The following is a 26,501-nucleotide window of genomic DNA, read 5'->3' as shown; positions in this document are numbered from 1 at the left end:
GCGGCCGGTCAGGGCCGGAAGACCGTGTCCGGCTGGTCGGGGATGACGCTCGCGTCGCCCCGCCGGACGGGTCCGGGGGTTCCGTCGGGCCCGGTCCAGCCGGTGGTGGAGCAGGGGTAGGGGCCGCTCCTGCGGGGCTTGGGTTCGATGAACATCGGGTTCACGATCCACTTGCCGTCGCTGTTGTCGTAGGCCCGGCACATGACCTCGTTCTTGTTGCGGTTGACCACCAGGCGCAGGGCGGTCGCGTCGCGCAGGAAGGAGATGTCGGTGTCGGAGTCCCCGGCGGCGAAGACCTGGCGGCGGGCGGCCGGTTGGACCTGTTCGGCGGCCGGGCCGCGGATCCCGAGGACCTCCTGGTTGATCCAGCAGCGCTTGCCGTCGATGTAGGTGATCATCGTGTCGGCTCCGTCGCGTACGGATCCGCAGCCCTGGAGGTGCGGGGTGAGGCGGCCGTCGCGGGTGGTGGTGTTGCGGATGCCGATGACGTGGTCGGCGGGTATGCCGACGCCCCGAGCCCAGACCTCGACGACGGGTTGCGGGGAGGCCGAGCTGATCCAGACGTCGAAGCCGGCCCGGCGCAGCGTCGCGATGAGGTCCTTCTGCTGCTCGTAGTAGCGGACCCAGCCGGTGGCCGTGCCGGTGCCGACCCGTTGTTCGGCGCCGATGGGCGCGGCGAGGTTCTCGGTGCGGGCGGCGGCCGCGAAGCCGCGTACCTCTCGGGCGGTCCAGCCCTGCATGAGCTGGGGCAGCCAGGCGTAGGCGGGTTCGGTGGTGCGGCGGTCCCAGCCCGCGAAGGCGGCGACGCCGGTGCGGGTCGCGGAGGTGCCGTAGACGGCCTTGACCTCGTCGGCGCAGGCCGCGCCGCGGGCGGCGGCGGTGGGCAGGGGGTCGCCGGGGCGGGCGAGGGGACCGCAGGCGTCGGCGAGGGCTCGGGCGGCGGCGGGGGTGAGGTGGCGGCTGGTGGTGGACCAGTCGCCGCGGGCGGGCTGGCGGATCTTCCCGTTGCGCAGCAGCCAGAACAGGGTGGCGTCGCCGACGTCGTTCTTGACGACGGTGTTGTCCCAGTCGAAGACGGCGACGGGCTTGGTGCGGCCGGGGCGGTACGGGTCGCAGTCGCCGTGGCGGTCGATGAGTTCCTGGAGGCGGGCGCGGTTGTCCCCGTACCAGCCGGCCGCGAGCTTCGGGGTGACGCAGTGCGCTGCGGGGCGGGCCGCGTGGGCGGCGGGTCCGGCGGCGAGGAGGCCGCAGACGGCGGTACCGGCGGCGAGGCAGGCCCGCAGGCGCCGGGTGGTACCGGTTCGGGTCACTGGGTGGACGCTCCTGATTCCGGTGAAGGTCTTCCGAAGGTCGGTCGAAGGTCGTCGGGACGGGGGCCGGGGGGACACGGGCCCGGGGGACGGGGAACACGACAGCCGGGCGTCGTGCGACGCCCGGCTGTCGGGAGGGTGCGGTACGGGTGGACGTGCGCGGCGTCCCGGTCGGCTACAGGGGGGTGACGTACGCGCCGGCGATGCCGCCGTCGACGAGGAAGTCGGTGGCGTTGACGAAGGAGGAGTCGTCGCTGGCGAGGAAGGCCACGGCGGCGGCGATCTCGGTGGGCTCGGCGAACCGGCCGAGCGGGATGTGCACGAGGCGGCGGGCGGCGCGCTCGGGGTCCTTGGCGAACAGTTCCTGGAGCAGCGGGGTGTTGACCGGCCCGGGGCACAGGGCGTTGACGCGGATGCCCTCGCGGGCGAACTGGACGCCGAGTTCGCGGGTCATGGCGAGGACGCCGCCCTTGGAGGCGGTGTAGGAGATCTGGGAGGTGGCGGCGCCCATGATGGCCACGAAGGAGGCGGTGTTGATGATGGAGCCGCGACCCTGGGCCCGCATGTAGGGCAGGGCGGCCTTGCAGCAGAGGTAGACGGAGGTGAGGTTGACGTCCTGGACGCGGCGCCAGGCGTCGAGCTCGGTGGTGAGGATGGAGTCGTCGTCCGGGGGCGAGATGCCGGCGTTGTTGAAGGCGATGTCGACGGAGCCGTAGGTGTCGTGGGCCGTCTTGAACAGGGCGTCGACCTGTTCCTTGTCGGTGACGTCGACCTGGACGAAGGTGCCGCCGACCTCTTCGGCGGCGGCCTTGCCGGCGACCGGGTCGATGTCGGCGCAGACGACGTTGGCGCCTTCGGAGGCGAGGCGACGGGCGGTGGCCAGGCCGATGCCGCTGCCGGCCCCGGTGATGACGGCGGTGCGGCCGACCAGGCGGCGGCAGACGATCTCTTCGTTGGTCTGGCTGGTCATGGTGGTCAGGCCTCCGTGCTGATGAAGACGTTCTTGGTTTCGGTGAAGGCGGTGAGGGCGTCCGGGCCGAGTTCGCGGCCGAGTCCGGACTGTTTGTAGCCGCCGAAGGGGGTCCAGTAGCGGACGCTGCTGTGCGAGTTGACGGAGAGGTTGCCCGCGGCGACGGCGCGCGAGACCCGCAGGGCGCGGCCGACGTCGCGGGTCCACAGGGAGCCGGAGAGGCCGTACTCGGTCGCGTTGGCCAGGCGTACGGCGTCCTCCTCGTCCTCGAAGGGCAGGACGACGGCGACCGGCCCGAAGACCTCCTCGACGGCGACGGGCGCGGTGGCGGCGGCGTCGGTGACGAGGGTGGGCGGGTACCAGAAGCCGGGGCCCTCGGGGGCGGAGCCGCGGACGGCGGTGAGGTCGTCGGTGACGTAGGAGCGGACGCGGTCGAGCTGGGCGCGGGAGATGAGCGGGCCCATCTGCGTCTTCTCGTCGAGCGGGTCGCCGACGACGACCGATTCGATGCCGGGGGTGACGAGGGCGAGGAACCGGTCGTACACGGAGCGCTGGACGAGGATCCGGGTGCGGGCGCAGCAGTCCTGGCCGGTGTTGTCGAGGAAGGCCATGGGGGCGGCGGCCGCGGCGGCTTCGAGGTCGGCGTCGGCGAAGACGATGTTGGGGCTCTTGCCGCCGAGTTCGAGGGTGACCCGTTTCACCCGGTCGGCGCACTTGGCCATGATGCGCTTGCCGACGCCGGTGGAGCCGGTGAAGACGATCTTGGCGACCCCGGGGTGTTCGACGAGCGCTTCGCCGGTGACGGACCCGTGGCCGGGGAGCACCTGGAAGAGGTGCTCGGGGATCCCGGCTTCGAGGGCGAGTTCGGCCAGGCGCAGGGCGGTGAGCGGGGTGGTCTCCGCGGGTTTGAGGAGGACGGCGTTGCCCGCGGCCAGGGCGGGGGCCAGGCCCCAGGCGGCGATCGGCATCGGGAAGTTCCAGGGGGCGATCACGCCGATGACGCCGAGGGGTTCGAGGAAGGTGACGTCGATGCCGCCGGCGACCGGGATCTGTCGGCCGGAGAGGCGTTCGACGCCGCCGGCGGCGAAGTCGAGCAGGTCGCGTACGTTGCCCGCTTCCCAGCGGGCGTTGCCGAGGGTGTGGCCGGCCTCACGGACCTCCAGGAGGGCGAGTTCCTCGACGTGCGCGTCGACGATCGCGGCGAAGCGGCGCAGGAGTCGGGCCCGGTCCGCGGGGGCGGCGGCGGCCCAGCCGCGCTGGGCGGCGGCGGCTCGTACGACGGCGGCGTCGACGTCGTCCCGTGTGGCGGTCGGGACGGTGGCGACGACTTCCTCGGTGGCCGGGTTCAGCACTGTCAACCGGACAGGGTCCAGCACTTCGGACACGTGGTGCCTCTCAGGTTCTTCGGGGCGGGTGGTGCGGTGTGCGATGCGTGCGGGTGCGCCGCGGCCGGTTACAGGCGTTCGAAGGAGCGGCGCAGTTCCCAGTCGGTGACGGCGGAGTCGTGGGCGTCGAGTTCGACGCGGGCCATGTTCCGGTAGTGCGCGACGACTTCGGGGCCGAACGCCGCCTTGGCGATCTCGCTGTTCTCCCAGAGTTCCGCCGCCTCCCGCAGGGTCGTGGGGACGTGCGCGTAGTCGGCGGTGTAGGCGTTGCCCGGACAGGAGTCGGGGAGTTCCAGGCGGTTCTCGATGCCGTACAGCCCGGCCGCGACCAGGCCGGCGACGGCGAGGTAGGGGTTGACGTCGCCGCCGGGGAGGCGGTTCTCGAAGCGCATGGAGCGGCCGTGACCGACCACGCGCAGGGCGCAGGTCCGGTTGTCCACGCCCCAGGCGACGGCGGTCGGGGCGAAGGATCCCGGGCGGAAACGCTTGTACGAGTTGATGTTCGGGGCGTAGAGAAGGGAGAAGTCGCGCAGCGCGGCCAGCTGGCCGGCCAGGAAGTGCCGCATCACGGGTGACATTCCGTGTTCGGCGTCTTGTCCGTCACCGGCCATCGCGTTGTGCCCGTCGGTGTCGGCCAGGGAGAGGTGGATGTGGCAGGAGTTGCCCTCGCGCTCGTCGTACTTGGCCATGAAGGTGAGCGAGACGCCCTCCTGGGCGGCGATCTCCTTCGCGCCGGTCTTGTAGACGGCGTGCTGGTCGCAGGTGGTGAGCGCCTCGTCGTAGCGGAAGACGATCTCGTGCTGGCCGAGGTTGCACTCGCCCTTGGCGGACTCGACGACGAGTCCGGCGGCCTGCATCTCGTTTCGGATGCGGCGCAACAGGGGCTCGACGCGGCCGGTGCCGAGGACGGAGTAGTCGATGTTGTACTGGTTGGCGGGGGTCAGGCCGCGGTAGTTGGCGTTCCAGGCCTGTTCGTAGGTGTCCTGGAAGACCATGAACTCCAGTTCCGTGCCGACCATCGCGGTGTACCCCAGTTCGCCGAGCCGCTCCAACTGGTGGCGCAGGATCTGTCGGGGCGCGGCGACGACGGGCGTGCCGTCGCTCCAGGCGAGGTCGGCGAGGACGAAGGCGCTGCCGGGGTTCCAGGGGATGCGGCGCAGCGTGTCGAGGTCGGGGTGCATGGCGAAGTCGCCGTAGCCCCGGTCCCAGGAGGACATCTCGTAGCCGTCGACGGTGTTCATGTCGGTGTCGACGGCGAGGAGGTAGTTGCAGCCCTCGGTGCCGTGGGCGAGGACCTCGTCGAGGAAGAACTGTGCGGCGAACCGCTTGCCCTGGAGGCGTCCCTGCATGTCGGGGAAGGCCAGGACGACGGTGTCGATCTCACCGCTGGCGACGAGGGCGCGGAGCTCCTCGGGCGCGAGCGGCGGCTTGCGGTCTACCACTGGAATCTCTCCTTCGGTGAGCCGAGGAGGCCTAAGGTATTGAATAGAACCATTGCTTGGGAAGGGGAGGGGCCGAGATGACCGACACGACGAGCGAGGGTGGCTCGATCGCACGACTGAATCCGGTGCTGCGGCAGGTCCGGGCGGGCAACGGTTTCGAGGAGGCCCTCGAACAGATCCTCCAGGTGGTCCGGCTGGGCCTGGTGCCGGGGGGCGAACGGCTCCCGCCGGAGCGGGAACTCGCGGAGCGGATGGGGATCAGCCGGGTCACCCTGCGCGAGGTCCTGAAGGTGCTCCAGGACCAGGGCCTGGTCGAGGCGCGGCGCGGCCGGTACGGCGGAACCTTCGTCCTGGCCCGCCCCGACACCCCGGCGGGCGGCGCCGAGGAGGAGCTGCGGCGACGCGTCGCCGGGGTGGACATCGAGGACGCGCTGCGCTTCCGCGAGGTGCTGGAGGTCGGCGCGGCGGGGTTGTGCGCCTCGCAGGGGCTGACCGAGGAGGGCTCCGAACGGCTGCTGCGCGCCCTGGCCGCCACCCACGACGCCCCGCTCACCGACTACCGCCGCCAGGACACCCTCTTCCACCTGACCCTGTGCGAGTTGGCCGGCTCCGCCACGCTGACGGCCCAGTACGCGGCCGTCCGGGCGAGCGTGAACGACCTGCTGGACTGCATACCGCTGCTGGTGCGCAACCTGGAGCACTCGCAGCAGCAGCACTCGGCCCTGGTCGAGGCGGTCCAGGAGGGCGACGCCGACGGGGCGCGCGAGACCATGCGGGAGCACTGCTGCGGTACGGCGGCCCTGCTGCGCGGGTTCCTCGCGTGAGGCGGGGCCGGAGCGACGACACGCGGGGCGGGGCGAGCCGCGTGCGAGCGGCGCGACCAGGAGCGCCCGGTGGCGCTGGGTCGTGACGGATGGTGACGGGTCGTGACCGGGAGGGTTTCGTAACCCCTGTTTAACGCAAGGGTCTTGCGCGCTCCACTCCCCTGCCGCAAAGGTACGCCTCACAACCATTGCCCTAGGCAGGAGCGCACATGGCCGACGACATCGCACCCGTGACCGCGAAGACACCAGCCGGGTCGGGCTCCCCCGGCGGCGGCTCCCCCGGCGGCGCGGAGGCCGAGTACCTGCGCCGACGTACCCTGCGGCGCGGCAGCGCCGGTTGGCTGCTGCTGACCGGACTCGGCGTCGCGTACGTCGTCTCCGGGGACTTCTCCGGCTGGAACGTCGGCCTCGACAAGGGCGGCTTCGGCGGCCTGGCCATCGCGACCGTCCTGATGGGCGTCATGTACGCCTGCCTGGTGTTCTCCCTCGCCGAGCTGTCCACGATCCTGCCGACGGCGGGCGGCGGCTACGGCTTCGCCCGGCGGGCGCTGGGCCCCTGGGGCGGCTTCCTGACCGGCACGGCCATCCTGATCGAGTACATCCTGGCCCCGGCGGCGATCGTCATCTTCATCGGCGACTACGTCGAGTCACTGGGCCTCTTCGGCCTGACCTCCAGTTGGCCGGTCTACCTCGGCTGCTTCGTCGTCTTCATCGGCGTCCACCTGTGGGGCGTGGGCGAGGCGCTGCGCTTCAGCCTCGTCGTCACCGCCATCGCCGTGGCCGCGCTGCTGATCTTCGCGGTCGGCGCGTTCACCGAGTTCGACGCGTCCTCGCTCGACGACATCGCGGTGGACACGAGCGCGTTCGGAGCGAGCTCGTGGCTGCCGTTCGGTGTCCTCGGCATCTGGGCGGCCTTCCCGTTCGGCATGTGGTTCTTCCTCGGCGTCGAGGGCGTGCCGCTGGCCGCCGAGGAGGCGAAGGACCCGGTCCGCTCGATGCCGAAGGCCCTCGCCATCTCGATGGGCGTCCTGACCCTGCTCGCCCTGATCACCTTCTTCGCCGCCACCGGCGCCCAGGGCGCCGACGCGGTACGGAGCGCCGGCAACCCGCTCGTCGTGGCGCTGGAGGGGGACGGCGGGCCGACCGCGCTGAGCCGGTTCGTCAACTACGCGGGGCTGGCGGGCCTGGTCGCCTCGTTCTTCTCGCTCATCTACGCCGGTTCGCGCCAGCTGTTCGCCCTCTCCCGGGCCGGGTACCTGCCGCGCTTCCTGTCGCTGACCTCGAAGCGCAAGGCCCCGTACCTCGGTCTGGTGATCCCGGGCGCGATCGGCTTCGCCCTCGCGGCGGCCACCGGCAACGGCGCCCGGATGCTGAACATCGCGGTGTTCGGCGCGACGATCTCGTACGCCCTGATGGCCCTGTCGCACATCGTGCTGCGCCGCCGGGAGCCGGGCCTGGAGCGCCCGTACCGGACCCCGGGCGGCGTGCTGACCTCGTCCGTCGCGTTCGTGCTGGCCCTGTCGGCACTGGTCGCGACCTTCCTGGTGGACAAGGACGCGGCGTTCATCGCGCTCGGCGTCTACGCCGTCGCCCTCGCCTACTTCGCCGTCTACAGCCGGCGCCGGCTGGTCGCCTCGGCGCCCGAGGAGGAGTTCGCCGCGCTCGCGGAAGCCGAGGCGGAGTTGACCCGGGACTGAAACCCTGGGCCCCGACGGCTCCCGATCCGTCCCGCCCGCCCGCTCACCGAGCACCACCGTTCGGCACCACCACCGGAGGTACACCCGTGCCCAGGCCGCTCATCGGCATCACCACGTACGTGGAGGCGTCCACCCGCTACGGCGTGTGGGACCTGCCCACGTCCCTCGTCCCCGCCGACTACCACGCGCTCGTCCAGGCGGCGGGCGGCGCGGCCGTGCTGCTGCCGCCGGACGAACCGGGGCGGGCGGCGGAGGTGCTGGAGCGGGTGGACGGCCTGGTCGTGGCGGGCGGACCCGACGTGGACCCGGTCCACTACGGGGCCGAGCGCGACCCGCGCACCGGCGCCCCGGCGACGGTCCGCGACGCGTGGGAGCTGGCGCTGCTCGCGGCGGCCCTGGACTCCGGTACGCCGGTGCTGGGCATCTGCCGGGGCATGCAGGCCCTGAACGTCGTCCTGGGCGGGACCCTGGTCCAACACATCGACGGCCACGCCGACACCCCGGGGATCGCCGGTCGGCATCCGGTACGGCCGGTCGCCGGCACCCGGTACGCGGCGCTCGTCCCCGAGGAGGCCGAGGTGCCCACCTACCACCACCAGGCGGTGGACCGGCTGGGCCGGGACCTGGTCGTCTCGGCGTACGCCCTGGACGGCACGGTGGAGGCGATCGAACTCCCCGACCCGGCGCCGTGGGTGGTCGGCGTCCAGTGGCACCCGGAACGCGACAAGGACACCCGCGTGATGGCGGCCCTGATCGAAGCGGCGGGCGTCCGCTCCCCGTACGGGACCCCGCGCACCCTCACGACCGCCACGACCGGCTGACCCCGGACCCGCCGCCCCGGCCGGGCCCGCCCGGCCACCCGCCTGGCCACCGCCGACTACGGCCGGCCCCGCGTCAGGGACAGCAGGTCGCGAGCCGGGCCGGCCGGGCGGTTGCCGGTGGGCCACACCGCGCGCAGGGCCCGGGCCAGGTCGGCGCCCGCGACGGGGACGGCCACCAGCCGCCGCCCGGCCAGCTCGTCCCCCAGCGCGAGCTCCGACAGCACGCAGGGCCCGGCGCCGCTGACGGCCGCCGCCTTCACGGCCGTGGTCGACGCCAGCTCCAGCAGGGGCTCCGCCAGTCCCCCGCACCCCGCCAGCGCCGCGTCGAGCACCTGCCGGGTGCCCGAACCCCGCTCCCGCAGGATCAGCGGGGTCCGCGCCAGCTCGGCCGCCGCCACCGCCCGGGTGCGCCGCGCCCAGGGGTGCGAGGGCGCCACCGCGACGACGAGCCGGTCCTGGGCGATGACCGCCGAGTCCAGCCCCTCCGGCACGGACAGCCCCTCCACGAAGCCCAGGTCCGCGTCGTGCGCGAGGACCCGCGTGGCGACGTCCGCCGAGTTCCCCGCGTGCAGGGACACCGCCGTACCGGGCCGGTCCCCGCGCAGGGCGATCAGCCACCCTGGCAACAGGTACTCCGCGATGGTCATGCTGGCCGCCACCCGCAGCCGCGAGTCGCGACGGCCCCGTAGCGCCTGCGCGCCCGCGTCGAGCGCCTCGGCCGCCTCCACCACCCGTCGGGCCCAGTCCGTGACCAGCGCACCCTCGGCCGTCAGGGTCGACCCGCGCGGGGACCGGTCGACGAGGGCCACGCCCAGCCGGGTCTCCATGGCCCGGATCCGGCTGCTCGCGGCGGGCTGGGTGATGCCCATCCGCCGTGCCGCGCCGCTCAGGCTGCCGACGCGGGCGACCGCGAGCAGCAGTTCCAGCGCGCCGAGATCCGGCACGCGGTGCGCCAGCGGAACCCACTCGCCATTACCCATAACATCAGTTTATGGCCTCATAGGGATGCGACCTCTGCCCACCCCCGGCCCCCGGGACCAGGCTGGACCCATGGCCACCACCCTCGCGCCGACCCGCGCCACCCGCACCACCACCGCCGCCCCCGGCACCCGCACCACGACCGCACCCCGGGCCCACAGGGCCCCGGCGCTGCGCCACCTCGGCCCGAACTGGTACGCCTGCGTCATGGGTACGGCCATCATCGCCAACGCCGGCGCGACCCTCCCGTACCAGCTGCCCGGCCAGCGCACGGCCTGTCAGCTGGTGTGGGCACTGTCGGCCGTCGCCCTGCTCGTCCTGCTCCTCGCCCGCGCCGGGCACTGGCTCCACCACCGCGACCAGGCCCGGGCCCATCTGCTCGACCCGGCCGTCGCGCCCTTCTACGGCTGTTTGTCGATGGCCCTGCTGGCCGTCGGCGCGGGCACGATGATCGTCGGCAAGGACCTGATCGGGGACCGTGCCGCCCTCGCCGCCGACGTCGTGCTGTTCTCCACCGGCACCGTGATCGCCCTGGTCATGGCCGTGGTCGTGCCCTACCTGATGGTGGTCCGCCACGAGGTCCGGGCGTCCCAGGCCACGCCCGTCTGGCTGCTGCCCGTGGTCGCCCCGATGGTCTCCGCCGCCGTGGGCCCGCTGCTGATACCCCACCTGCCCGCCGGTCAGCTCCGCGAGGCGATGCTGCTCGCCTGCTACGCCATGTTCGGCGTCAGCCTGCTGGCGACCCTGATGCTGCTCCCCCTGATCCTCGGCCGGCTCATCGTCAGCGGCCCGCTGCCGCTGGCGCTGACCCCCACCCTGTTCCTGGTCCTGGGTCCCCTCGGCCAGTCCGCCACCGCCGTCAACCAGCTCGCCGACGTGGCTCCGGGCGCCGTCCAGGCCCCGTACGCCGGGGCGTTCGGTGCCTTCGCGGTCGTCTACGGGGTCCCCGTCATGGGCTTCGCCCTGCTGTGGCTGGCCCTGGCATCGGCGATGCTGGTGCGCGCCGCCCGCGCCGGGATGCCCTTCGCGATGACCTGGTGGGCGCTGACCTTCCCCGTCGGGACCTGCGTCACCGGCGCCGCCGGACTGGCCCGCCACACCGGCCTGACCGCGTTCTCCTGGCTGGCCGCGGCCCTCTTCGTCGGCCTGCTCGTCGCCTGGCTGCTCGCCGCCGCGCACACCCTGCGCGGCCTGTTCGGCGGCCGCCTGCTCGCCGCCCCGCGCTGACCCCGCTCCGTACGACGTGGGCCGGCGCTCAGCGCAGGGCCGCCCGCAGCGCCGCCGCCAGGACCGCCGGAGCCTCAACCAACGAGGGCCCGTACCAGGTCAGGTGACGGCCGCTGACCAGCGCGGCGGGCAGTCCGGGGAAGGCCTCGGGCCCGTCCCCGGCGGTGAACCGGTAGGGCTCGTCGGGCAGCACCACCAGGTCGCAGCCGAGCCCGGCCGCCTCCGCCGCGGCCACCCTCGGGTACCGCTCCGGGTGCCCGGCGTACGCGTTGCGCACCCCGAGGCGGGCCAGCAGGTCCCCGGCGAAGGTGTCCCGGCCCAGCACCATCCAGGGTCGCCGCCAGATCGGCACGAACGCGGTGAGTTCCCCCACCGGCTCCGCCCGCGCCCAGGCCTCCTCGGCGTCCGCCAACCACCCGGGCCGCTCCAGCCCCAACGCCCCCACCAGGACCCGGTCCAGTTCGGACAGCGCCTGCGGGAGGTCCCGTACCTCCGTGACCAGCACCTCCACCCCGGCCGCGCGCAGCGCCGCCAGGTCGGGGGCCCGGTTCTCCTCCTCGTTGGCGATGACCAGGTCCGGGCGCAGCTCCAGCACGGCCCGTACGTCCGGGTTCTTCGTCCCCCCGATCCGTACGGCGTCCCCGAGGTCCGCCGGGTGCGTGCACCAGTCGGTGACGCCGACCAGCAGACCGGGGGCACTCACCGCGACCGCCTCGGTCAGCGAGGGCACGAGCGAGACGACGCGCACGGGCTCAGTGCCCCGGCGACGGGGGCTCGGACGTGGCGTGGATGTGGTCACCGACCGCGACGACCAGGATCCGGGTGTCCTCACCGGTGGCCCGCCAGCGGTGGCGCACCCCGCCGGACAGGAAGAGGGCGTCGCCGCTCTCCAGTCGGTACGCCCGCCCCTCGGCCTCCACCTGGCAGGCGCCGGAGACCACGTACATCAGCTCGTCGTTGCGGTGCTGGTACTCACGGCCGGCGTCCTGCTCCCCGGTGAACTCCAGCGCGTGCAGCTGGTGGTGGCCGCGCACCAGCGCGCGGACGCCGGGCACCGGCGTGAGGTCGGACTCGTCGCCGGCCCGTACGAGGTCCACGGTGCGCGCGGTGTCGGAGGCGGCCAGCAGCTCGACCGCGGTGGTCTCCAGGGCGTCGGCGACCCGTTCCAGGGACCGCATGCTGGGGCGGGCGCGCTCGTTCTCTATCTGGCTCAGGAAGGGCACCGACAGACCGCTGCGCGCCGACACGGCGGCGAGGGTCAGGTGCAGGGCACGGCGCCGCTTGCGGACGGCCACTCCCACCCGCAGCGGTTCCTTGGAGTCCTTCTCCTTGTCGCTTCCGGCGGCGGGACCGTTCCCGCAGTCCCTGCCGCCCGTGCCGTCCGCGATGTTTGCGTCTTCCTTGCCGTTCATTTCGGGGCTGCCCTCCCCTGTCCTCGTCGCACATCGGTGTGCTGTAAGCACCTTACGCAGCAACCGCCTCCGGATTCGCGTGCAAGGGCGTACCGGACCCCGCCCCGGGCGACATCGCGTATCCTCCGGGTCACTCGGGGCGGCCGCCGGGGCCCGCCACAGCACGCGGTCGCCGTCGACGAGCACGCCCCGGCGCGACGGACGGGCGGGCGGCCGGGGGGCCGGGCGGGCAGAACGTCCCGCCAGTGGTCACACCCTCCGGGAAAGATCGCGGATGCGCGCGGCGGGCCACCTGTTGGAGTGACGAAACGATCACCGCGGGTGACCCGCGGGCCGCCGGGCCGGGTGCGGCATCATCGTTAGCGTGACGACACGACGCCTGATGCTCCTCGACACCGCTTCCCTCTACTACCGCGCCTACTTCGGCGTTCCGGACTCCGTGAAGGCCCCCGACGGCACCCCGGTCAACGCCGTCCGCGGACTGCTCGACTTCATCGGGCGGCTCGTCCACGACCACCACCCCGATGACCTGGTGGCCTGCATGGACGCCGACTGGCGGCCCCACTGGCGGGTGGAGCTGATCCCCTCCTACAAGGCGCACCGGGTCGCCCGGGAGACGGAATCCGGGCCCGACGTGGAGGAGACCCCGGACACCCTCGCCCCCCAGGTGCCGATCATCGAGGCGGCGCTCGACGCGTTCGGCATCGCCCGCGTGGGCGTCGCCGGGTACGAGGCGGACGACGTGATCGGCACGCTCACCGCCCGCGCGAGCGGCCCGGTGGACATCGTCACCGGCGACCGGGACCTCTACCAGCTGGTCGACGACGCACGGCAGCGCCGCGTCCTGTACCCGCTCAAGGGCGTGGGGATGCTCCAGCTGACGGACGAGGCCTGGCTGCGCGAGAAGTACGGCGTGGACGGCGCCGGTTACGCGGACCTGGCCCTGCTGCGCGGCGACCCGAGCGACGGCCTGCCGGGCGTTCCCGGAGTCGGTGAGAAGACCGCCGCCAAGCTGCTGGACGCCTACGGGGACCTGGCCGGCATCATCGCCGCGATCGACGACCCGAAGTCGAAACTGACCCCCACACAGCGTAGGCGGCTCGATGAATCCCGGCCGTACCTGGCGGTGGCCCCGAAGGTCGTCCAGGTGGCCTCGGACGTCCCGCTTCCGCCCTTCGACCCGGCGCTGCCAAGGGTTCCGGCGCAGCCCGAGGTGGTCGACGCACTCGCCCATCGGTGGGGTCTCGGCGGAGCCGTCTCGCGCCTGAGCAGCGCACTGCTCGCGTGAGGTGCTAACTTAGGTAATCCTAAGTTTCAGGGGAGTTCAGGGAGACGCCGTGGCAGAAGGACGCGCCCGCACTGTCGGCACCGCAGTGGTCGTACGCACCGAGCGGCTCACGCCGCACATGGTCAGGATCGTGCTGGGCGGTGACGGACTGTCGGGCTTCGACGCGGGTGTGTACACCGACCACTACGTGAAGCTGCTGTTCGCGCCCGAGGGCGTGCGCTACGCGGAACCCTGGGACCTCGAACGGATCCGCTCCACGCACCACCGCGAGTACTGGCCGCGCCAGCGCGCGTACACGGTCCGTCACTGGGACCCCGCCCACCGGGAGCTGACCCTGGATTTCGTCGTCCACGGCGACGAGGGCCTGGCCGGTCCGTGGGCGGCCCGCGTCCAGCCCGGCGAACCGGTTCACTTCCTCGGTCCCGGCGGCGCGTACGCACCCGACCCGACGGCCGGTTGGCACCTGCTGGCCGGTGACGAGAGCGCCCTGCCGGCCATCGCGGCCGCGATGGAGCGGATGCCGGTGGGCGCGCGGGTGCACGCCTTCGTGGAGATCGACGGCCCGGCCGACGAGCAGAAGTTCGCCACCCCGGACGGGGTCGTGCCGGTCTGGCTGCACCGCGGCGACCGCCCGGTGGGCGCCGCCCTGGTGGAGGCGATCTCCTCCTTCGCGTTCCCCTCCGACGACGTGCACGCCTTCGTCCACGGCGAGGCGGGCTTCGTGAAGGAACTCCGCCGTCACCTGCGCCTGGACCGGGGCGTCCCCCGGGAGCGCCTGTCGATCTCGGGCTACTGGCGCCTGGGCGAGACGGACGAGGGCTGGCGCGCGATCAAGCGGGACTGGAACGCCGGCGTGGAGGCCGAACAGGACCTCCGCCCCCGCGCCGCCGCCTGAGGGAACCTTTCCCCGCCCACGAACGAACGCACCCGACCCTGCCCCCACAGCCGCCGGAGGGCGGGGTCACCCGTTCGGCGGGACAATGTCCCCATGCGTACGCTCCGCGCGGCCGGGCTGGCCGGGGCCGCGTTGCTCCTCGTCGCGACGGGTTCCGCGGCGGCGGCGCGGGCGGCCCCGACACCACCCCCGCCCCCCAAGCCGCTCCTCACCGACGCCGACGTCTCGACCGCGCTGGCCCGCCTCGAGCGGACGGTCCGGGACGGCATGCGGAGCACCGGCGTGCCCGGCGTCTCGGTGGTCGTGGTCCACCGCGACAAGGTGGTCCACCTCCAGGGCTACGGCGTCCGCAGGACCGGCGCGACGGCGGGCGTCGACCCCGACACCGTCTTCCAGCTCGCCTCCCTCTCCAAGCCGATCTCCTCCACCGTCGTCGCCGGCGCCCTCGCCTCCGCCGACGCCTGGGACCGGCCCCTCGGCGCGACCCTGCCCGGCTTCGCCCTCAAGGACCCCTGGGTCAGCGCCCACGTCACCACCGCCGACCTGTTCGCGCACCGCACCGGCCTCCCCGACCACGCCGGGGACCTCCTGGAGGACCTCGGCTACGAGCGGCCGTACATCCTTGACCACCTCCGCTTCGAGCCCCTGACCCCGTTCCGCGCGAGCTACGCCTACACCAACTTCGGTCTCACCGCCGCCGCCGAGGCCATCGCCCGCGACCGCGGCACCAGCTGGCGGAAGCTCAGCGAGGACACCCTGTTCCGGCCCGCCGGGATGACCCGCACCAGCACCGAGTTCGCCGCCTACGCGAACGCCCCCGACCGCGCGTACGGGCACGTCAAGAACCCCGACGGCACCTGGAGCCCCCGCTTCGTCCGGGACGCCGACGCCCAGGCCCCGGCCGGCGGGGTCAGTTCCACGGCCCGCGACATGGCCCGCTGGCTGCGCCTCCAACTCTCCGGCGGCACCCTCGACGGCAAGCGCGTCATCCCCGCCGACACCCTCGCCCGCACCCACCTGCCCGAGATCGTCGCCCAGGCCGAGACCCCCCAGGGCACCCCGCAGTTCTACGGCCTCGGCTGGAACGTCGGCTACGACCAGGCCGGCCGGTTGCGCCTGAGCCACTCCGGGGCCTTCGCCCTCGGCGCCAACTCCAACGTCACCCTGCTGCCCCGGGAACAGCTCGGCATCGTCGTCCTGACCAACGGCGCCCCCGTGGGCCTCGCCGACGCCGTCGCCCTGGACTTCTTCGACACCGCCGAACACGGCGGGCCGACCACCGACTGGTTGGCGCTGACCTCCTCCCTGTACGCGCGGGCGGAGAACGCGAACCGCTCCCCCACCGACTACGCGAAGGCGCCGGCCGGCGCCCGCCCCGCCCGCGACGACAACGCCTACACCGGCACGTACACCAACCCGTTCTACGGCCCGCTCACCGTCACCGCCGACGGCGAGGACCGGGGCGACGGCACGAGCCTGACCCTCTCGCTCGGCCCCGGACCGAAGCGCTTCCCGCTGACCCACTACGACGGGGACACCTTCAGCTTCGTGACCTCCGGCGAGAACGCGGTCGGCCGCACCGGGGTCACCTTCGCCGACGGCACCGTCCGCGTGGAGTACCTGGACGAGAACCACCTGGGCACCTTCACCCAGGAGTAGCCGCCTACCCTGGTCCCTGATGACCCGCAGATCCCACGTACCGCCCTCGCCCCTGCCCCAGCTCTCCGGCATCGACCCGGTCCGGCTGCGGCTGCCTCCCGATCCGCAGGAGAAGTGGCCGACCCTCGGCGCGTACCTGACCGAGCGCTACGCCGGCACCCGCGGCGCCGAGTCGATGGCGCGGCTGCTGTCGGCGGGCCGGGTCGTGGGCCCGGGCGGCCGCGTGCTGCGCCCGCAGGACGCGTACGAGCCGGGTGGCTGGATCTTCTACCACCGGGACATGCCGGCGGAACCGCCCGTGCCCTTCCCGATCGGCGTGGTCCACCGGGACCGGCACCTGTTGGTGGTGGACAAGCCGCACTTCCTGGCGACCACCCCGCGCGGCAGCCACGTCTTCCAGACGGCCCTGGCCCGACTGCGCCGGGAACTGGACCTGCCGACCCTGAGCCCCGCGCACCGGCTGGACCGGATGACGGCGGGCCTGGTCATGTTCAGCATCCGCCCGGAGGACCGCGGCGCCTACCAGTCGCTGTTCCAGGACCGGCTGGTCCGCAAGGAGTACGAGGCCCTCGCGGTCCACGACCCGGCGGTCGAACTGCCCCGTACGGTCCGCAGCCACATCGAGAAGGTCCGCGGCGTCATGGCCGCCGGCGAGGTCCCCGGGGCGGAGCCCAACGCCGAGAGCCTGGTCGAGCTGACCGACGTCCGCGACGGTCTGGGCCGCTACCGGCTCACCCCGCACACCGGCCGCACCCACCAGCTGCGGGTGCACATGAACTCCCTCGGCCTGCCCATCCTCGGCGACCCGGTCTACCCGGTGGTCGCCGAACCGGCCGACCCGACCGACCACCGCCGCCCGCTCCAGCTGCTGGCCCGCACCCTCGCCTTCACCGACCCGGTGACGGGCCTCGTCCACCACCTGGAGAGCGGCCTCACCCTCCAGGCCTGGGACGACCGACCCGGCTGGGAAACGGGACCGACGCTCCCGACGGAGCCGACCTAGGTCGGCTCCGCCACGCCCGCGATGCGCAGCGCGGCGTCGGCCGCGGCCTCGGCGAACGCGGCGGGCTGGCGGGCCGGGTCGGAGCGGTGGATCAGCATGACGCCCTCGATCAGACCGAAGACGAGGTCGTTGCGAAGCGTCAGTCCGGCCTTGTCCCCCGCCAGCTCGGCGCCGACGGACGTTCCCTTGAGCAAGGTCCGGTAGGTGTCGCGCAGTTCGGCCCGCATCCGCCGGAACTGCGCGAAGCGCGAACCCCGCAGTTCGGGCAGCAGGTAGAGGGCGCCCAGGTTGTACGGGCCGCCGCACAGCAGCAGGACGTCGGAGCGGCACAGCTCCCACAGCCGCCGCGCGGCCGGCCGGCCGGTCTCGGCCAGCAGCCGCCGGGACAGCACCAGCGAGGGTGCGACCGTGGACTCCAGCAGTTCGGCGAGGAGTTCCTCCTTGCCACTGAAGTAGTGGTACATCGTCGCCTGACGCATCCCGGCCCGTTCGGCCACCGCCCGCGTGGTGGTGGCCCCGTACCCGCGCGCCGTGAACAGCTCGGCCGCCGCGCACAGGAGTTCCTCGCGCGGCGGCCGGCCGGTATCCGGTCTCAGCTGGTCGGCACGTGGCCGACCGACCCGTCTCGGTCCTTCGTCCGCTCCCGCACTCATGCGCCGATCGTCGCACAGGACACGGCGAATCGATCATGGCAAGAGATGAGATCCGGCCAGGACGGGTCTAGGAGGAAGCCCCAAAAGCGGCTAGCCGACCGAGCTGTAGGCCACTACACCCCGAAGTAGCCCGTCCACGGCCTTACGGGCATTTCGCGCCACCGTGCTCCCGCCCGCCGAGGACGGCGGAGCCGAGGACGACGGCGCCGCCGCCGCGATCTGCCCCAGCACGTCGATGACCTGCTTGCACCAGCGGACGAAGTCACCGGCCGGCATCTCCGCCTCGCGCAGCACCTCGTCCAGGCTCTTGTCGGAGGCCCACTGGTACGCCGCCCAGGCGAAGCCGAGGTCCGGCTCGCGCTGGCCCACACCCTCCGTCTGGTTGATGCGGTGCTCCTCCTCCAGCGCGTCGAGCCGGCCCCAGATGCGGACCATCTCGCCCAGCGCCGCCTTCGCCGCGCCGCCCGGCACCTTCGGCGCCACCGCGTCGTCGGACTGCCGCGACTCGAAGACCAACGCCGATACGCAGGCGGCCAGTTCGGCCGGGCTCAGGCCTTCCCACACCCCTTCGCGCAAGCACTCCGAGGCCAGCAGGTCGAGCTCGCCGTAGAGCCGGGCGAGCCGCTTGCCGTGCACCGTGACCTCGTCCTCGCGCAGGTAGTCCAGCTCGGTGAGCAGCGCGTGGATCCGGTCGAAGGTGCGGGCGATGGTGTTCGTCCGGCCCTCGATGCGCCGTTCCAGCTGCTGGGTGTCGCGCTGGAGCCGGTGGTAGCGCTCCGCCCAACGGGCGTGGTCCTCACGCTCGTCGCAGCCGTGGCAGGGGTGGGCCCGCAGCGCGGCGCGCAGTCGGGTGATCTCCCGGTCGTCGGCCGCCGCGGCCCGACCCGGCCGGTGCCGTTCGGGCGTGTGGTGGCCGGCCTTGGCGCGCAGCGCGGACGCCAGGTCCCGGCGGGACTGCGGCGACCGGGGGTTGAACGTCTTGGGGATCCGCATCCGGTCGATGGCCTCGACCGGGACCGGGAAGTCGATCGCGGCGAGCCGCTTGACCTGCCGCTCGACGGTGAGGACGAGCGGGCGCGGACCCTCGGTGTACTCGTACCCGCGGTGCCCGTTGACCCGCCCGGCCGGCACGCCCGGGTCCAGGACGAGCGCCAGCCCGGCGAACTTGCCGGTCGGCACGTGGATGACGTCGCCCGGCTTGAGCCGCTCCAGCGAACCGGCCGCCTGCACCCGGCGCTGCGCCGCGCCCTGCTTGGCCAGGTCGTTCTCGCGGTCCTTGAGGCCGCGGCGCAGCCCCGCGTACTCCTCGAAGTCGCCCAGGTGGCAGGTCATGCCCTGCTGGTAGCCCTCCAGGCCCTCCTCGTTGCGCTGCACCTGCTTGGAGATGCCCACGACGGAACGGTCGGCCTGGAACTGCGCGAAGGAGGTTTCCAGCAGCTCGCGCGAGCGGTGCCGGCCGAACTGGCTGACCAGGTTGACGGCCATGTTGTAGGAGGGCTTGAAGCTGGAGCGCAGCGGATACGTACGGGTACCGGCGAGGCCCGCCAGCGCCACCGGGTCCATGCCGCGCTGCCACAGCACCACCGCGTGGCCCTCGACGTCGATGCCGCGCCGGCCGGCCCGGCCGGTCAGCTGCGTGTACTCGCCGGGGGTGATGTCGGCGTGCTGCTCGCCGTTCCACTTGACGAGCTTCTCCAGGATGACCGTGCGCGCGGGCATGTTGATGCCCAGCGCGAGCGTCTCGGTGGCGAACACGGCCTTGACGAGGCCGCGGACGAACAGCTCCTCGACGACCTCCTTGAAGGTGGGCAGCATGCCCGCGTGGTGCGCGGCGATGCCCCGCTCCAGGCCTTCGAGCCACTCGTAGTAGCCGAGGACGTGCAGGTCCTCGGTGGGGATGGAGGCGGTCCGCTCCTCGACGATCTGACGGACCTTCAGTCGCGCGGAGTCGTCGTTGAGCCGCAGCCCCGCGTACAGGCACTGCTGGACGGCGGCCTCACAGCCGGCCCTGCTGAAGATGAAGTTGATGGCGGGCAGCAGGTTGTCGTTCTCCAGCCGGCCGATCACCTCGGGGCGGGCGGGCGTCCAGATCCGGCTGCGGGAACGGCGCTCGCGCTCGCGATCGGCCTCGCGGACCATCTTGCCGCGCCGCCGGTCCTTGGGGCTGTAGGTACGGCTGTTCTCCTCGCGGGCCATCCGCAGCAGGTCGGGGTTGACCTCGCGGCGGGCGGAGCCGCGGCCTCCGTGGTCGGACTCCTCCTCGAAGAGGTCGTAGACCCGGCGGCCGGCCATGACGTGCTGCCACAGCGGTACGGGCCGCTCCTCGGAGACGATGACCTCGGTGTCCCCGCGCACGGTGTCGAGCCAGTCGCCGAACTCCTCGGCGTTGGAGACGGTCGCGGACAGCGAGACGAGGGTCACCGACTCGGGGAGGTGGATGATCACTTCCTCCCAGACGGCGCCGCGGAACCGGTCGGAGAGGTAGTGCACCTCGTCCATCACGACGTAGCCCAGGCCCAGCAGCGACTTCGAGCCCGCGTACAGCATGTTGCGGAGCACCTCGGTGGTCATCACGACCACGGGGGCGTCGGAGTTGACGCTGTTGTCACCCGTCAGCAGGCCCACCTTGGCGGCGCCGTAACGCTTGACGAGGTCGGCGTACTTCTGGTTCGACAGCGCCTTGATGGGCGTCGTGTAGAAGCACTTGCGGCCCTGTTGGAGCGCCAGGTGCACGGCGAACTCGCCGACGATGGTCTTGCCCGAGCCGGTCGGGGCGGCCACCAGGACGCCCTTGCCCGCCTCCAATGCCTTGCAGGCCTCGACCTGGTACGGATCCAGGTCGAATTCGTACATCTCGCGGAAGGGTGCCAGTGAGGTGGCCTCTTCGGCGGCGCGGATCCGGGCAGCGGCGTACCGCTCGGCGGGAGAGAGTTCTTCGGTCATCTTGGTATCGAGCCTACCCGTCGCCTCCGACAACAGTCGCGATCATTTACGCGAGCAGGAGCGGGGCCGCGCGGACAAACTCGGCGCTCACCGGAAGGCCTCCGAATGGTTCGCCGTCCGCGTACGCGCCGGGTCCGGCCGCCTCCGGGGTGACCCCGGCGGCCCGGAGGACGCCCGCCTTCGGATGGTGGCCCCGGTCTCGAAGGGCGGCCCGTCGTCGACGGGTGATCCGGTACGGCCCGGGCCGGCGCGGAAGCGGCCGGTGGCGCGGCGTGCGCGCCCCGGCCGCGTCCGGCGGTGGGATTGACGAAGAGGGTGATCCCGGCGGTCACCCGACGGAATCCACCCGTCAGGTCGCGTCGTCGTAACCGTTGATCCGGCGGCGTCCGCCGACGGCCTGTTCGGGCAGCGTGGACGGGGCGGCGACGGGTTCCATCGCGCCGATCGGCGCCGGCGTGAGGTCCAGCTCGGCGGCTTCGTCGTCGTCGAGGCCCGCGTCGGGGTCGTTGCGGGCGCGCCGGCGGTCGTTGACGAGACAGACGGCGAGCGCGACGAAGTAGAGGGTGATGATCGGGGCGGCCAGCGACAGCATGGTGAGGGGGTCACCGGTCGGGGTCGCGAACGCCGCGAAGACGGTGATGCCGAGGACCATGGCCCGCCACCAGCTCGCCAGCCGCTTGCCGGTGAGGACCCCGGTGAAGTTCAGCAGGATCAGCAGCAGCGGCAGCTCGAAGGCCAGACCGAAGACGATGACCATGCGCGTGACCAGGTCGAGGTAGTCGTCGACCGGCAGCAGGTTGCGCGCGTGATCGGGGGTGAATTCCAGGAGGATCGTGGCGGTCTGCGGGAGGACCTGGTACGCGAGGACCGCGCCGGCGCCGAACAGCGGCGCGCCGATCGCGACGAAGCTCATCGCGTACTTCTTCTCGTGACTGTGCAGGCCGGGGGCGGTGAACGCCCACAGCTGGTAGAGCCACACCGGGGCGGAGAGCACCACACCGGCCATGAGCGAGACCTTGAGGGCGATCGAGAACGGCGCGATCAGACCGTTGACGGTCATGTCGGCGCACGGACGGCCGTTGCGCTGCGAGACGATCCCGTCGGTACAGCCGACGGAATCCAGCATCGGCTTCAGCATGAAGTCGATGAGGTCCTTGTAGAAGAAGGCCGCCACCACGGTGATCACGAGGATCGCCAGGACCGACTTCAGCAGACGGTTTCTCAGCTCACGCAGGTGCTCGACAAGAGGCATCCGCCCTTCGGCGTCCTTGTCCGCTTTCTCCTGCTTGCGGGCAGACTTGAGCAACCCACGTCCCTCGTCTCGTTGCAGATGACTGGCGCGGCGGTGGTGACCGCCGGTGTCAGCTCTTGGCGGTGTGGTTGGGCTCGCTGACGGGACGGGCGCTGGTGACGTCACCGGGGGCGGCCTGGATGGTGCGCGGGGCCGTGGTCGGCTGCGGGGCCGGGTCGGCAACCGTGGCGGCGGTGGCCGCGTCCTCGGCCTCGCCGTCCTTCTTCATCGCCTTCGCCTCGCTCTTGAGGATGCGGGCCGACTTGCCCAGCGAGCGAGCCATCTCGGGGAGCTTCTTGGCGCCGAACAGCAACACGATGACAGCGATGATCAGAAGGATCTCAAGGGGCTTCAGATTGCCGATCATGTGTGTCTTCCTTCTCACCGAAACGGCTGGTTGTGGTGGCCTCGGCGGATTTCGGATCAAGATCCGCTACCGCTCTGACATCGATCGTAACCCCCGAGGGTTAACGCCCGGCAATCCCCGGGGGTATCCACGCTATTTGCGCGCCTCAGACGGTACGGCTCCCACCGCCCCTTTTCCATGGGTGCGCGGCCACCTATCGGCCGGCCCCGTGCGGTCCCCGGCGCCCGCCCGCCGCCGGACTACGGCCGGGCCGCTCCGCCCGCCCGCGCCAGATCGGCGGCGGCCCGCTCCAGGTCCCCCGAGGCCGCGGTGATCCGCCGGCTGGCCTCGTCCACCTGTCCGGCGAGCCGCCGGACCTCGACGAAGACCCGTACGGCCAGTACGGACAGGACGGCCACCCCGAGGAAGCCCAGGGCAATTGCGAGCATCGGCCACAGCATGGGAGGAGCCTATCCCCTGCCCCGGACGCTGCGCAGCGTGCTCACCCCACCGCCGGTCAGCAGCTCCACGATGCGCTCACCGGCGGGTTTGCGGACCTGGGCGGCACACTCGGGACAGGTGAAGGAATAGAAGGTGGTGCGCCGGCTGCCGCCGATGGCCAGCCGCAGCGCGCCGGCCGCCAGCTCGAACCGGGCCCGGCACTCCGGGCAGGCGGCCTTGAAGGTGACCGGCCCGCCCGCGGCGCCGCCGACCGGATCCGGCGCACCGGAGGTCCGGCCCGTCGGGGATCCGGTCACGGGTCCAGATGTTGCCGCCATCGCTCCCCCGCTCCCTAGACCTGTTCCCCGTACCCGGCGAGTGCCTCCACCGCGGCCTTGCGGGCGCTGTGCGCCAGGTCCGCCGGCGACACGATCCGCCCGTCGCGGCCCAGCCGCAGCGCGAGCCGGCGCAGCGAGGCCGGGTCGGGACTGCGCAGCGTGATCCGCAGGCCGCCGTCGGGCTGCTCCACGGCGCTGTCGTGCGGGTAGTACTCGGCGACCCAACGACCGCCGGGGCCGACGTCGACCACCACCTCCGGATCCTCGGCGGCGGGTTGCACCAACCCCACCGACAGGTCCCGGGGCTCGATCGCCGGCGGCTCGGAACGTTCGTCCAGGAGCCGGATCTCCGCGACCCGGTCCAGCCGGAAGGTACGGCGGGCCTCCGACAGGTGGCACCACCCCTCCAGGTAGGTGTGCCCGACGGCGAACAGGCGGATCGGGTCGACGACGCGCTCGGTCAGCTCGTCGCGCGCCGGCGAGTAGTAGCGCAGCCACAGCCGGCGCCGCTCGGCGATGGCCCGGTCGACGTCCGCGAAGACGCCGCCCTCGGACTCGAAGGTCACCGACAGTCGGGAGCTGGCGCCCGCCGCCTCGCCGGCGGCGGCCTCCAGCTTGGCGGTGGCCCGCAGCAGGGCGTCCCGGTCGCTCTCGCGCAGCCCCGGCAGGGTGGCCACGGCGCGGGCGGCGACCAGCAGCGCCGTCGCCTCGTCGGCGGCCAGCCGCAGGGGCTCGGCGGTGGACTCCCCCGACGCGTCGGGGTTGCGCCACCAGATGCGCTCGCCGTCGGTGTCGATGTCGAGCAGGTCGCCGCCGCGGAAGCTGGTCCCGCACATGGGCAGTACGTCGAGGTCCGAGATCAGCTCGTCCTCGGTGATCCCGAAGGCGCGGGCGACGTCGGCGACGTGCGCACCGGGCCGCTCGCGCAGGTAGGTCACCAGGGACAGCATCCGGCGGGTCTGGTCGATGGCGTTGGCAGCCATGCTGGTACGTCTCCCCCTCAGGGCGTTGCTAGCGATGTTCCGGGCTCGGGACCCTGCGGTCGCGCTCAGGCGCGGGCGACGGCGCGCAGCCGGTCCACCACGTCGGCGCGCAGGTCCGCGGGCTCCACCACGACGACGTCCGGTCCGAACTCCACGAGCCAGGCGTCGAGCCCGTGCCCGTAGGGGATCTCCAGCTCGTCCCAGCCGTCCCCGCCCCCGCCCTCGCGCACCGCGGTGGCCTTGGCCCGCAGCGGATATCCGGCGCCGGTCCGCAGCCGGATCAGCGCGGAGCGCTCGGCCCCCTCGCCGGCCCAGCTCGCCACGGTCTCCCGTACGGTCACCACGTCGGGCACCTCGGCGGTGTACTTCCCGGCGCGGGAGCGGACCTTGCCGGTGATCCGGGAGAGCCGGAACACCCGCTCCGCGCCGCGGTCGCGGTCGAAGCCGGCCAGGTACCAGTGGCCGCGCCAGCACTCCAGCGCCCACGGCTCGACCTGACGCGGCTCGGGGCGGGCGGCGTTGGACTTGCGGTACTCGAAGACCACGGGCCGCCGGTCCCGGCAGGCCAGCATCAGCGGCTCGAAGGCCGCCTCGTGGACGGGGATGCGCGGTTCGATGGCACTGTGCTGACCCTCGTACGGGTCGCCGGCCTCCGGCATCCCGCCCGCGCGCAACTTCTGCAGGGCCCCGCTGGCCGCGCCCGCGAGACGGGCCTGCTGCCAGACCTTCGCGGCGAGCCCGAGGGCCGCGGCCTCCTCGGCGTCCAGGGAGACGGGCGGCAACCGGTTGCTGTCCCGGCGGGCCAGGTAACCGATCTCGCCCTCGATGTTCTCCACCGTCTCGATGACGAGGCCGAGTTCACGCAGATCGTCCTTGTCCCGCTCGAACATGCGGTTGAACGACTCGTCGTTGCCCGCCTCAAGGTAGGCCTCGATGGAGCCGCGCAGCTCGCGCTTGCTGAGGGGACGACGGGTCCCCAGCAGACACAGCGCCAGATTCATCAGCCGCTCGGCCTTGGCGATCGCCATCGATGCCGTCCCCCCGTTTCGCGCACGCACTCGTGACCGTGACCGTACCGTCCCGGCGGGCCCGGGCAAAAGCGAGGGCCCCCGCCCGAAGGCGGGGGCCCACACCGTGGCTACCGGTCGATCAGGCGCCCATCAGGTCACAGACGAAGATCAACGTTTCGCCCGGCGCGATCGCGGCGCCCGCACCACGGTCGCCGTAGCCGAGGTGGGCCGGGATCGTCAGCTTGCGACGGCCACCGACCTTCATGCCGGCGATGCCCTGGTCCCAGCCGGCGATGACGCGGCCGGCGCCGAGCGGGAACTGCAGCGCGGAGCCGCGGTTCCAGGAAGCGTCGAACTCCTCACCGGTGGAGAACGCCACGCCCACGTAGTGGACCGAGACCATGGCACCGGCCTTCGCCTCGGCGCCGTCGCCCTCCCAGATGTCCTCGATGACGAGTTCGGTCGGAACCGGACCCTCGGGGAAGTCGATCTCGGGCTTTTCGAGCTTGTCGCTCACGGAACTGCTCCTCATGCGTACGAACCGGTCAACCGGAACAGTCTTACATCACCGCGAGGATGTCGAGGCTGAAGACCAGCGTCGAATTGGCCGGGATGGTGCCCTGCTCCTTGTCGCCGAAGCCGTCGGCCGGCGGGATGACCAGCAGGATCCGGCTGCCGGTCTTCTTGCCCAGCAGGCCTTCCTTCAGACCCTTGACCGAGAGCTCGGACATCGGCCACGTCACCGACGAGTCGGTGGCGTACGTGCTTTCGAAGGACTTGTCGTCCTTCCACGTCTTGCCGTTGAACTTCACCACGACGTTGTCGGTGTCCTTGACCACCGGACCGTCGCCCTCGATCACGTAGTTCGAGACCAGCTTCGCCGGCGGCTCGGTGTCCTTCGGGACGGTCACGGAGACTTCCTTGCCGTCCGTGTTGCTACCGACCTTCGGCAGGTCCTTGTTCTCCTGCGCGACTTCCTTGCCCTTGGCCGAGGCCGGAACGGTGGCGCCCTTGACGATGTCCACGACGAACACCAGCGTGGCGTTCGGCTTGATCTTCTCGCCCGAGCCCTGGGCCCCGTAACCGAGCTCCGGGGGGATCACCAGCTCGATGCGGCTGCCGACCTTCTGACCCTCCAGGCCCTGGTCCCAGCCCTTGATGACGGCGCCCGCGCCGATGTTCACGTCGAAGGTCTTGCCCTTGCCGAAGCTGGCGTCGAACGGCTCCTTGCCGTCCCACACCTGGCCGGAGTAGTTGACCTGGGCGATGTCACCCTTCTTCAGCACCGGGCCCTTGCCCTCGCTGATGACCTCCACCTTCAGTTCCTTGGGAGGCGTGCCCTGGCCCTGGGCCAGGGTCGGGGTCTCCCCGAACTTGGCGCCCTTCGTGATCGCGGGCACCCCGTTCTTGGTCTCGGCGGAGTCGGAGCCGCTGTCGTCCCCGCAGGCCGCCGTGGTGAGCAGCAGCATCGGTACGACAAGAAGGCCGGCAAGTCGGCGCACGTGTTCCTCAGATCTCAGACGGCTGGCGGTCGCCCGCCACTCTAAGCCGTGACGAGGGCCCCGTACGAGATCCGTACGGGGCC

General features: G+C 72.4%; 25 protein-coding genes. 8 read left to right on the top strand and 17 right to left on the bottom strand.

Annotated elements, in window-relative coordinates:
* Window positions 1–8 precede the first annotated feature (8 nt).
* From ACZ4XJ_RS21650 to ACZ4XJ_RS21635, 4 genes are all read right to left on the bottom strand, one after another.
* Complete coding sequence (locus ACZ4XJ_RS21650) at window positions 9–1,310, bottom strand: haloacid dehalogenase-like hydrolase (RefSeq protein ID WP_468497063.1); 1,302 nt, start codon at window positions 1,308–1,310, stop codon at window positions 9–11.
* A gap of 175 nt (window positions 1,311–1,485) precedes the next feature.
* Complete coding sequence (locus ACZ4XJ_RS21645; protein WP_468497062.1) at window positions 1,486–2,280, bottom strand: 3-oxoacyl-ACP reductase; 795 nt, start codon at window positions 2,278–2,280, stop codon at window positions 1,486–1,488.
* A gap of 5 nt (window positions 2,281–2,285) precedes the next feature.
* The gene (locus ACZ4XJ_RS21640; RefSeq protein ID WP_468497061.1) at window positions 2,286–3,638 is read right to left on the bottom strand and encodes an aldehyde dehydrogenase family protein; all 1,353 of its coding nucleotides are present in this window, start codon (window positions 3,636–3,638) and stop codon (window positions 2,286–2,288) included.
* 95 nt (window positions 3,639–3,733) lie between these two features.
* Complete coding sequence (locus tag ACZ4XJ_RS21635) at window positions 3,734–5,107, bottom strand: glutamine synthetase family protein (protein WP_468497060.1); 1,374 nt, start codon at window positions 5,105–5,107, stop codon at window positions 3,734–3,736.
* 77 nt (window positions 5,108–5,184) lie between these two features.
* Here ACZ4XJ_RS21635 and ACZ4XJ_RS21630 point away from each other — a divergent pair, with 77 nt between their 5' ends.
* The 3 genes from ACZ4XJ_RS21630 (at window position 5,185) to ACZ4XJ_RS21620 (ending at window position 8,449) form a co-directional block, all read left to right on the top strand.
* Entirely contained in the window at window positions 5,185–5,931 is a 747-nt protein-coding gene (locus tag ACZ4XJ_RS21630) for a FadR/GntR family transcriptional regulator (RefSeq protein ID WP_468497059.1), read from the top strand.
* A 209-nt stretch (window positions 5,932–6,140) separates the two neighbouring features.
* Entirely contained in the window at window positions 6,141–7,628 is a 1,488-nt protein-coding gene (eat, locus tag ACZ4XJ_RS21625) for an ethanolamine permease (RefSeq protein ID WP_468497058.1), read from the top strand.
* A gap of 86 nt (window positions 7,629–7,714) precedes the next feature.
* Entirely contained in the window at window positions 7,715–8,449 is a 735-nt protein-coding gene (locus ACZ4XJ_RS21620; protein ID WP_468497057.1) for a gamma-glutamyl-gamma-aminobutyrate hydrolase family protein, read from the top strand.
* A gap of 56 nt (window positions 8,450–8,505) precedes the next feature.
* On the opposite strand, the gene ACZ4XJ_RS21615 is transcribed toward ACZ4XJ_RS21620, so the two are convergent.
* Complete coding sequence (locus tag ACZ4XJ_RS21615) at window positions 8,506–9,429, bottom strand: LysR family transcriptional regulator (protein WP_468497056.1); 924 nt, start codon at window positions 9,427–9,429, stop codon at window positions 8,506–8,508.
* A 70-nt stretch (window positions 9,430–9,499) separates the two neighbouring features.
* On the opposite strand from ACZ4XJ_RS21615, the gene ACZ4XJ_RS21610 reads away from it, so the two are divergent.
* A complete protein-coding gene (locus tag ACZ4XJ_RS21610; protein WP_362882533.1) occupies window positions 9,500–10,654 on the top strand; it encodes a TDT family transporter in 1,155 nt (384 codons plus the stop codon).
* Between the two features lie 28 nt (window positions 10,655–10,682).
* Here ACZ4XJ_RS21610 and ACZ4XJ_RS21605 read toward each other — a convergent pair whose 3' ends face one another.
* Together ACZ4XJ_RS21605 and ACZ4XJ_RS21600 are read right to left on the bottom strand one after the other, a co-directional pair.
* Entirely contained in the window at window positions 10,683–11,402 is a 720-nt protein-coding gene (locus ACZ4XJ_RS21605) for a helical backbone metal receptor (protein WP_468497055.1), read from the bottom strand.
* A 4-nt stretch (window positions 11,403–11,406) separates the two neighbouring features.
* The gene (locus tag ACZ4XJ_RS21600) at window positions 11,407–11,955 is read right to left on the bottom strand and encodes a helix-turn-helix domain-containing protein (RefSeq protein ID WP_362882567.1); all 549 of its coding nucleotides are present in this window, start codon (window positions 11,953–11,955) and stop codon (window positions 11,407–11,409) included.
* Between the two features lie 493 nt (window positions 11,956–12,448).
* Between ACZ4XJ_RS21600 and ACZ4XJ_RS21595 the strand changes: the two genes are divergently transcribed.
* The 4 genes from ACZ4XJ_RS21595 to ACZ4XJ_RS21580 all read left to right on the top strand — a co-directional run bounded on the left by ACZ4XJ_RS21595 (window position 12,449) and on the right by ACZ4XJ_RS21580 (window position 16,911).
* A complete protein-coding gene (locus ACZ4XJ_RS21595) occupies window positions 12,449–13,354 on the top strand; it encodes a 5'-3' exonuclease (protein WP_362882569.1) in 906 nt (301 codons plus the stop codon).
* Between the two features lie 49 nt (window positions 13,355–13,403).
* A complete protein-coding gene (locus ACZ4XJ_RS21590) occupies window positions 13,404–14,249 on the top strand; it encodes a siderophore-interacting protein (protein ID WP_468497054.1) in 846 nt (281 codons plus the stop codon).
* 93 nt (window positions 14,250–14,342) lie between these two features.
* Window positions 14,343–15,908: a serine hydrolase gene (locus ACZ4XJ_RS21585; RefSeq protein ID WP_468497053.1), complete on the top strand. Its 1,566-nt coding sequence runs from the start codon at window positions 14,343–14,345 to the stop codon at window positions 15,906–15,908.
* A 19-nt stretch (window positions 15,909–15,927) separates the two neighbouring features.
* Window positions 15,928–16,911 (top strand): pseudouridine synthase, encoded by a 984-nt coding sequence (locus tag ACZ4XJ_RS21580; protein WP_384002155.1) that lies wholly within the window; start codon window positions 15,928–15,930, stop codon window positions 16,909–16,911.
* Here ACZ4XJ_RS21580 and ACZ4XJ_RS21575 read toward each other — a convergent pair.
* The 10 genes from ACZ4XJ_RS21575 to ACZ4XJ_RS21530 form a co-directional block, all read right to left on the bottom strand.
* Window positions 16,908–17,564 (bottom strand): TetR/AcrR family transcriptional regulator, encoded by a 657-nt coding sequence (locus ACZ4XJ_RS21575; RefSeq protein ID WP_362882538.1) that lies wholly within the window; start codon window positions 17,562–17,564, stop codon window positions 16,908–16,910. The genes ACZ4XJ_RS21580 and ACZ4XJ_RS21575 overlap by 4 nt on opposite strands.
* A gap of 90 nt (window positions 17,565–17,654) precedes the next feature.
* Window positions 17,655–20,507 (bottom strand): DEAD/DEAH box helicase, encoded by a 2,853-nt coding sequence (locus ACZ4XJ_RS21570; protein ID WP_362882539.1) that lies wholly within the window; start codon window positions 20,505–20,507, stop codon window positions 17,655–17,657.
* 349 nt (window positions 20,508–20,856) lie between these two features.
* The gene (gene tatC / locus ACZ4XJ_RS21565; RefSeq protein WP_468497052.1) at window positions 20,857–21,813 is read right to left on the bottom strand and encodes a twin-arginine translocase subunit TatC; all 957 of its coding nucleotides are present in this window, start codon (window positions 21,811–21,813) and stop codon (window positions 20,857–20,859) included.
* 55 nt (window positions 21,814–21,868) lie between these two features.
* Window positions 21,869–22,165: a Sec-independent protein translocase subunit TatA gene (gene tatA, locus ACZ4XJ_RS21560; protein WP_362882541.1), complete on the bottom strand. Its 297-nt coding sequence runs from the start codon at window positions 22,163–22,165 to the stop codon at window positions 21,869–21,871.
* Between the two features lie 239 nt (window positions 22,166–22,404).
* Window positions 22,405–22,605, bottom strand: coding sequence for a hypothetical protein (locus ACZ4XJ_RS21555; RefSeq protein ID WP_362882542.1), 201 nt, complete (start codon window positions 22,603–22,605; stop codon window positions 22,405–22,407).
* Window positions 22,606–22,614: 9 nt separating this feature from the next.
* Window positions 22,615–22,923: a hypothetical protein gene (locus tag ACZ4XJ_RS21550; RefSeq protein WP_468497051.1), complete on the bottom strand. Its 309-nt coding sequence runs from the start codon at window positions 22,921–22,923 to the stop codon at window positions 22,615–22,617.
* Window positions 22,924–22,937: 14 nt separating this feature from the next.
* A complete protein-coding gene (locus tag ACZ4XJ_RS21545; protein WP_468497050.1) occupies window positions 22,938–23,906 on the bottom strand; it encodes a helix-turn-helix transcriptional regulator in 969 nt (322 codons plus the stop codon).
* A gap of 65 nt (window positions 23,907–23,971) precedes the next feature.
* Window positions 23,972–24,934 carry a helix-turn-helix transcriptional regulator gene (locus tag ACZ4XJ_RS21540; RefSeq protein ID WP_362882545.1) on the bottom strand — a complete coding sequence of 321 codons (963 nt, stop codon included), beginning with the start codon at window positions 24,932–24,934 and terminating at the stop codon, window positions 23,972–23,974.
* 121 nt (window positions 24,935–25,055) lie between these two features.
* Window positions 25,056–25,448: an FKBP-type peptidyl-prolyl cis-trans isomerase gene (locus tag ACZ4XJ_RS21535; RefSeq protein ID WP_362882546.1), complete on the bottom strand. Its 393-nt coding sequence runs from the start codon at window positions 25,446–25,448 to the stop codon at window positions 25,056–25,058.
* 28 nt (window positions 25,449–25,476) lie between these two features.
* Entirely contained in the window at window positions 25,477–26,418 is a 942-nt protein-coding gene (locus tag ACZ4XJ_RS21530) for an FKBP-type peptidyl-prolyl cis-trans isomerase (protein ID WP_468497049.1), read from the bottom strand.
* Window positions 26,419–26,501 lie beyond the last annotated feature (83 nt).

It is taken from the genome of Streptomyces sp. NPDC029836 (genome assembly GCF_055574495.1).
This window is presented reverse-complemented; position numbering and strand designations above follow the sequence as displayed.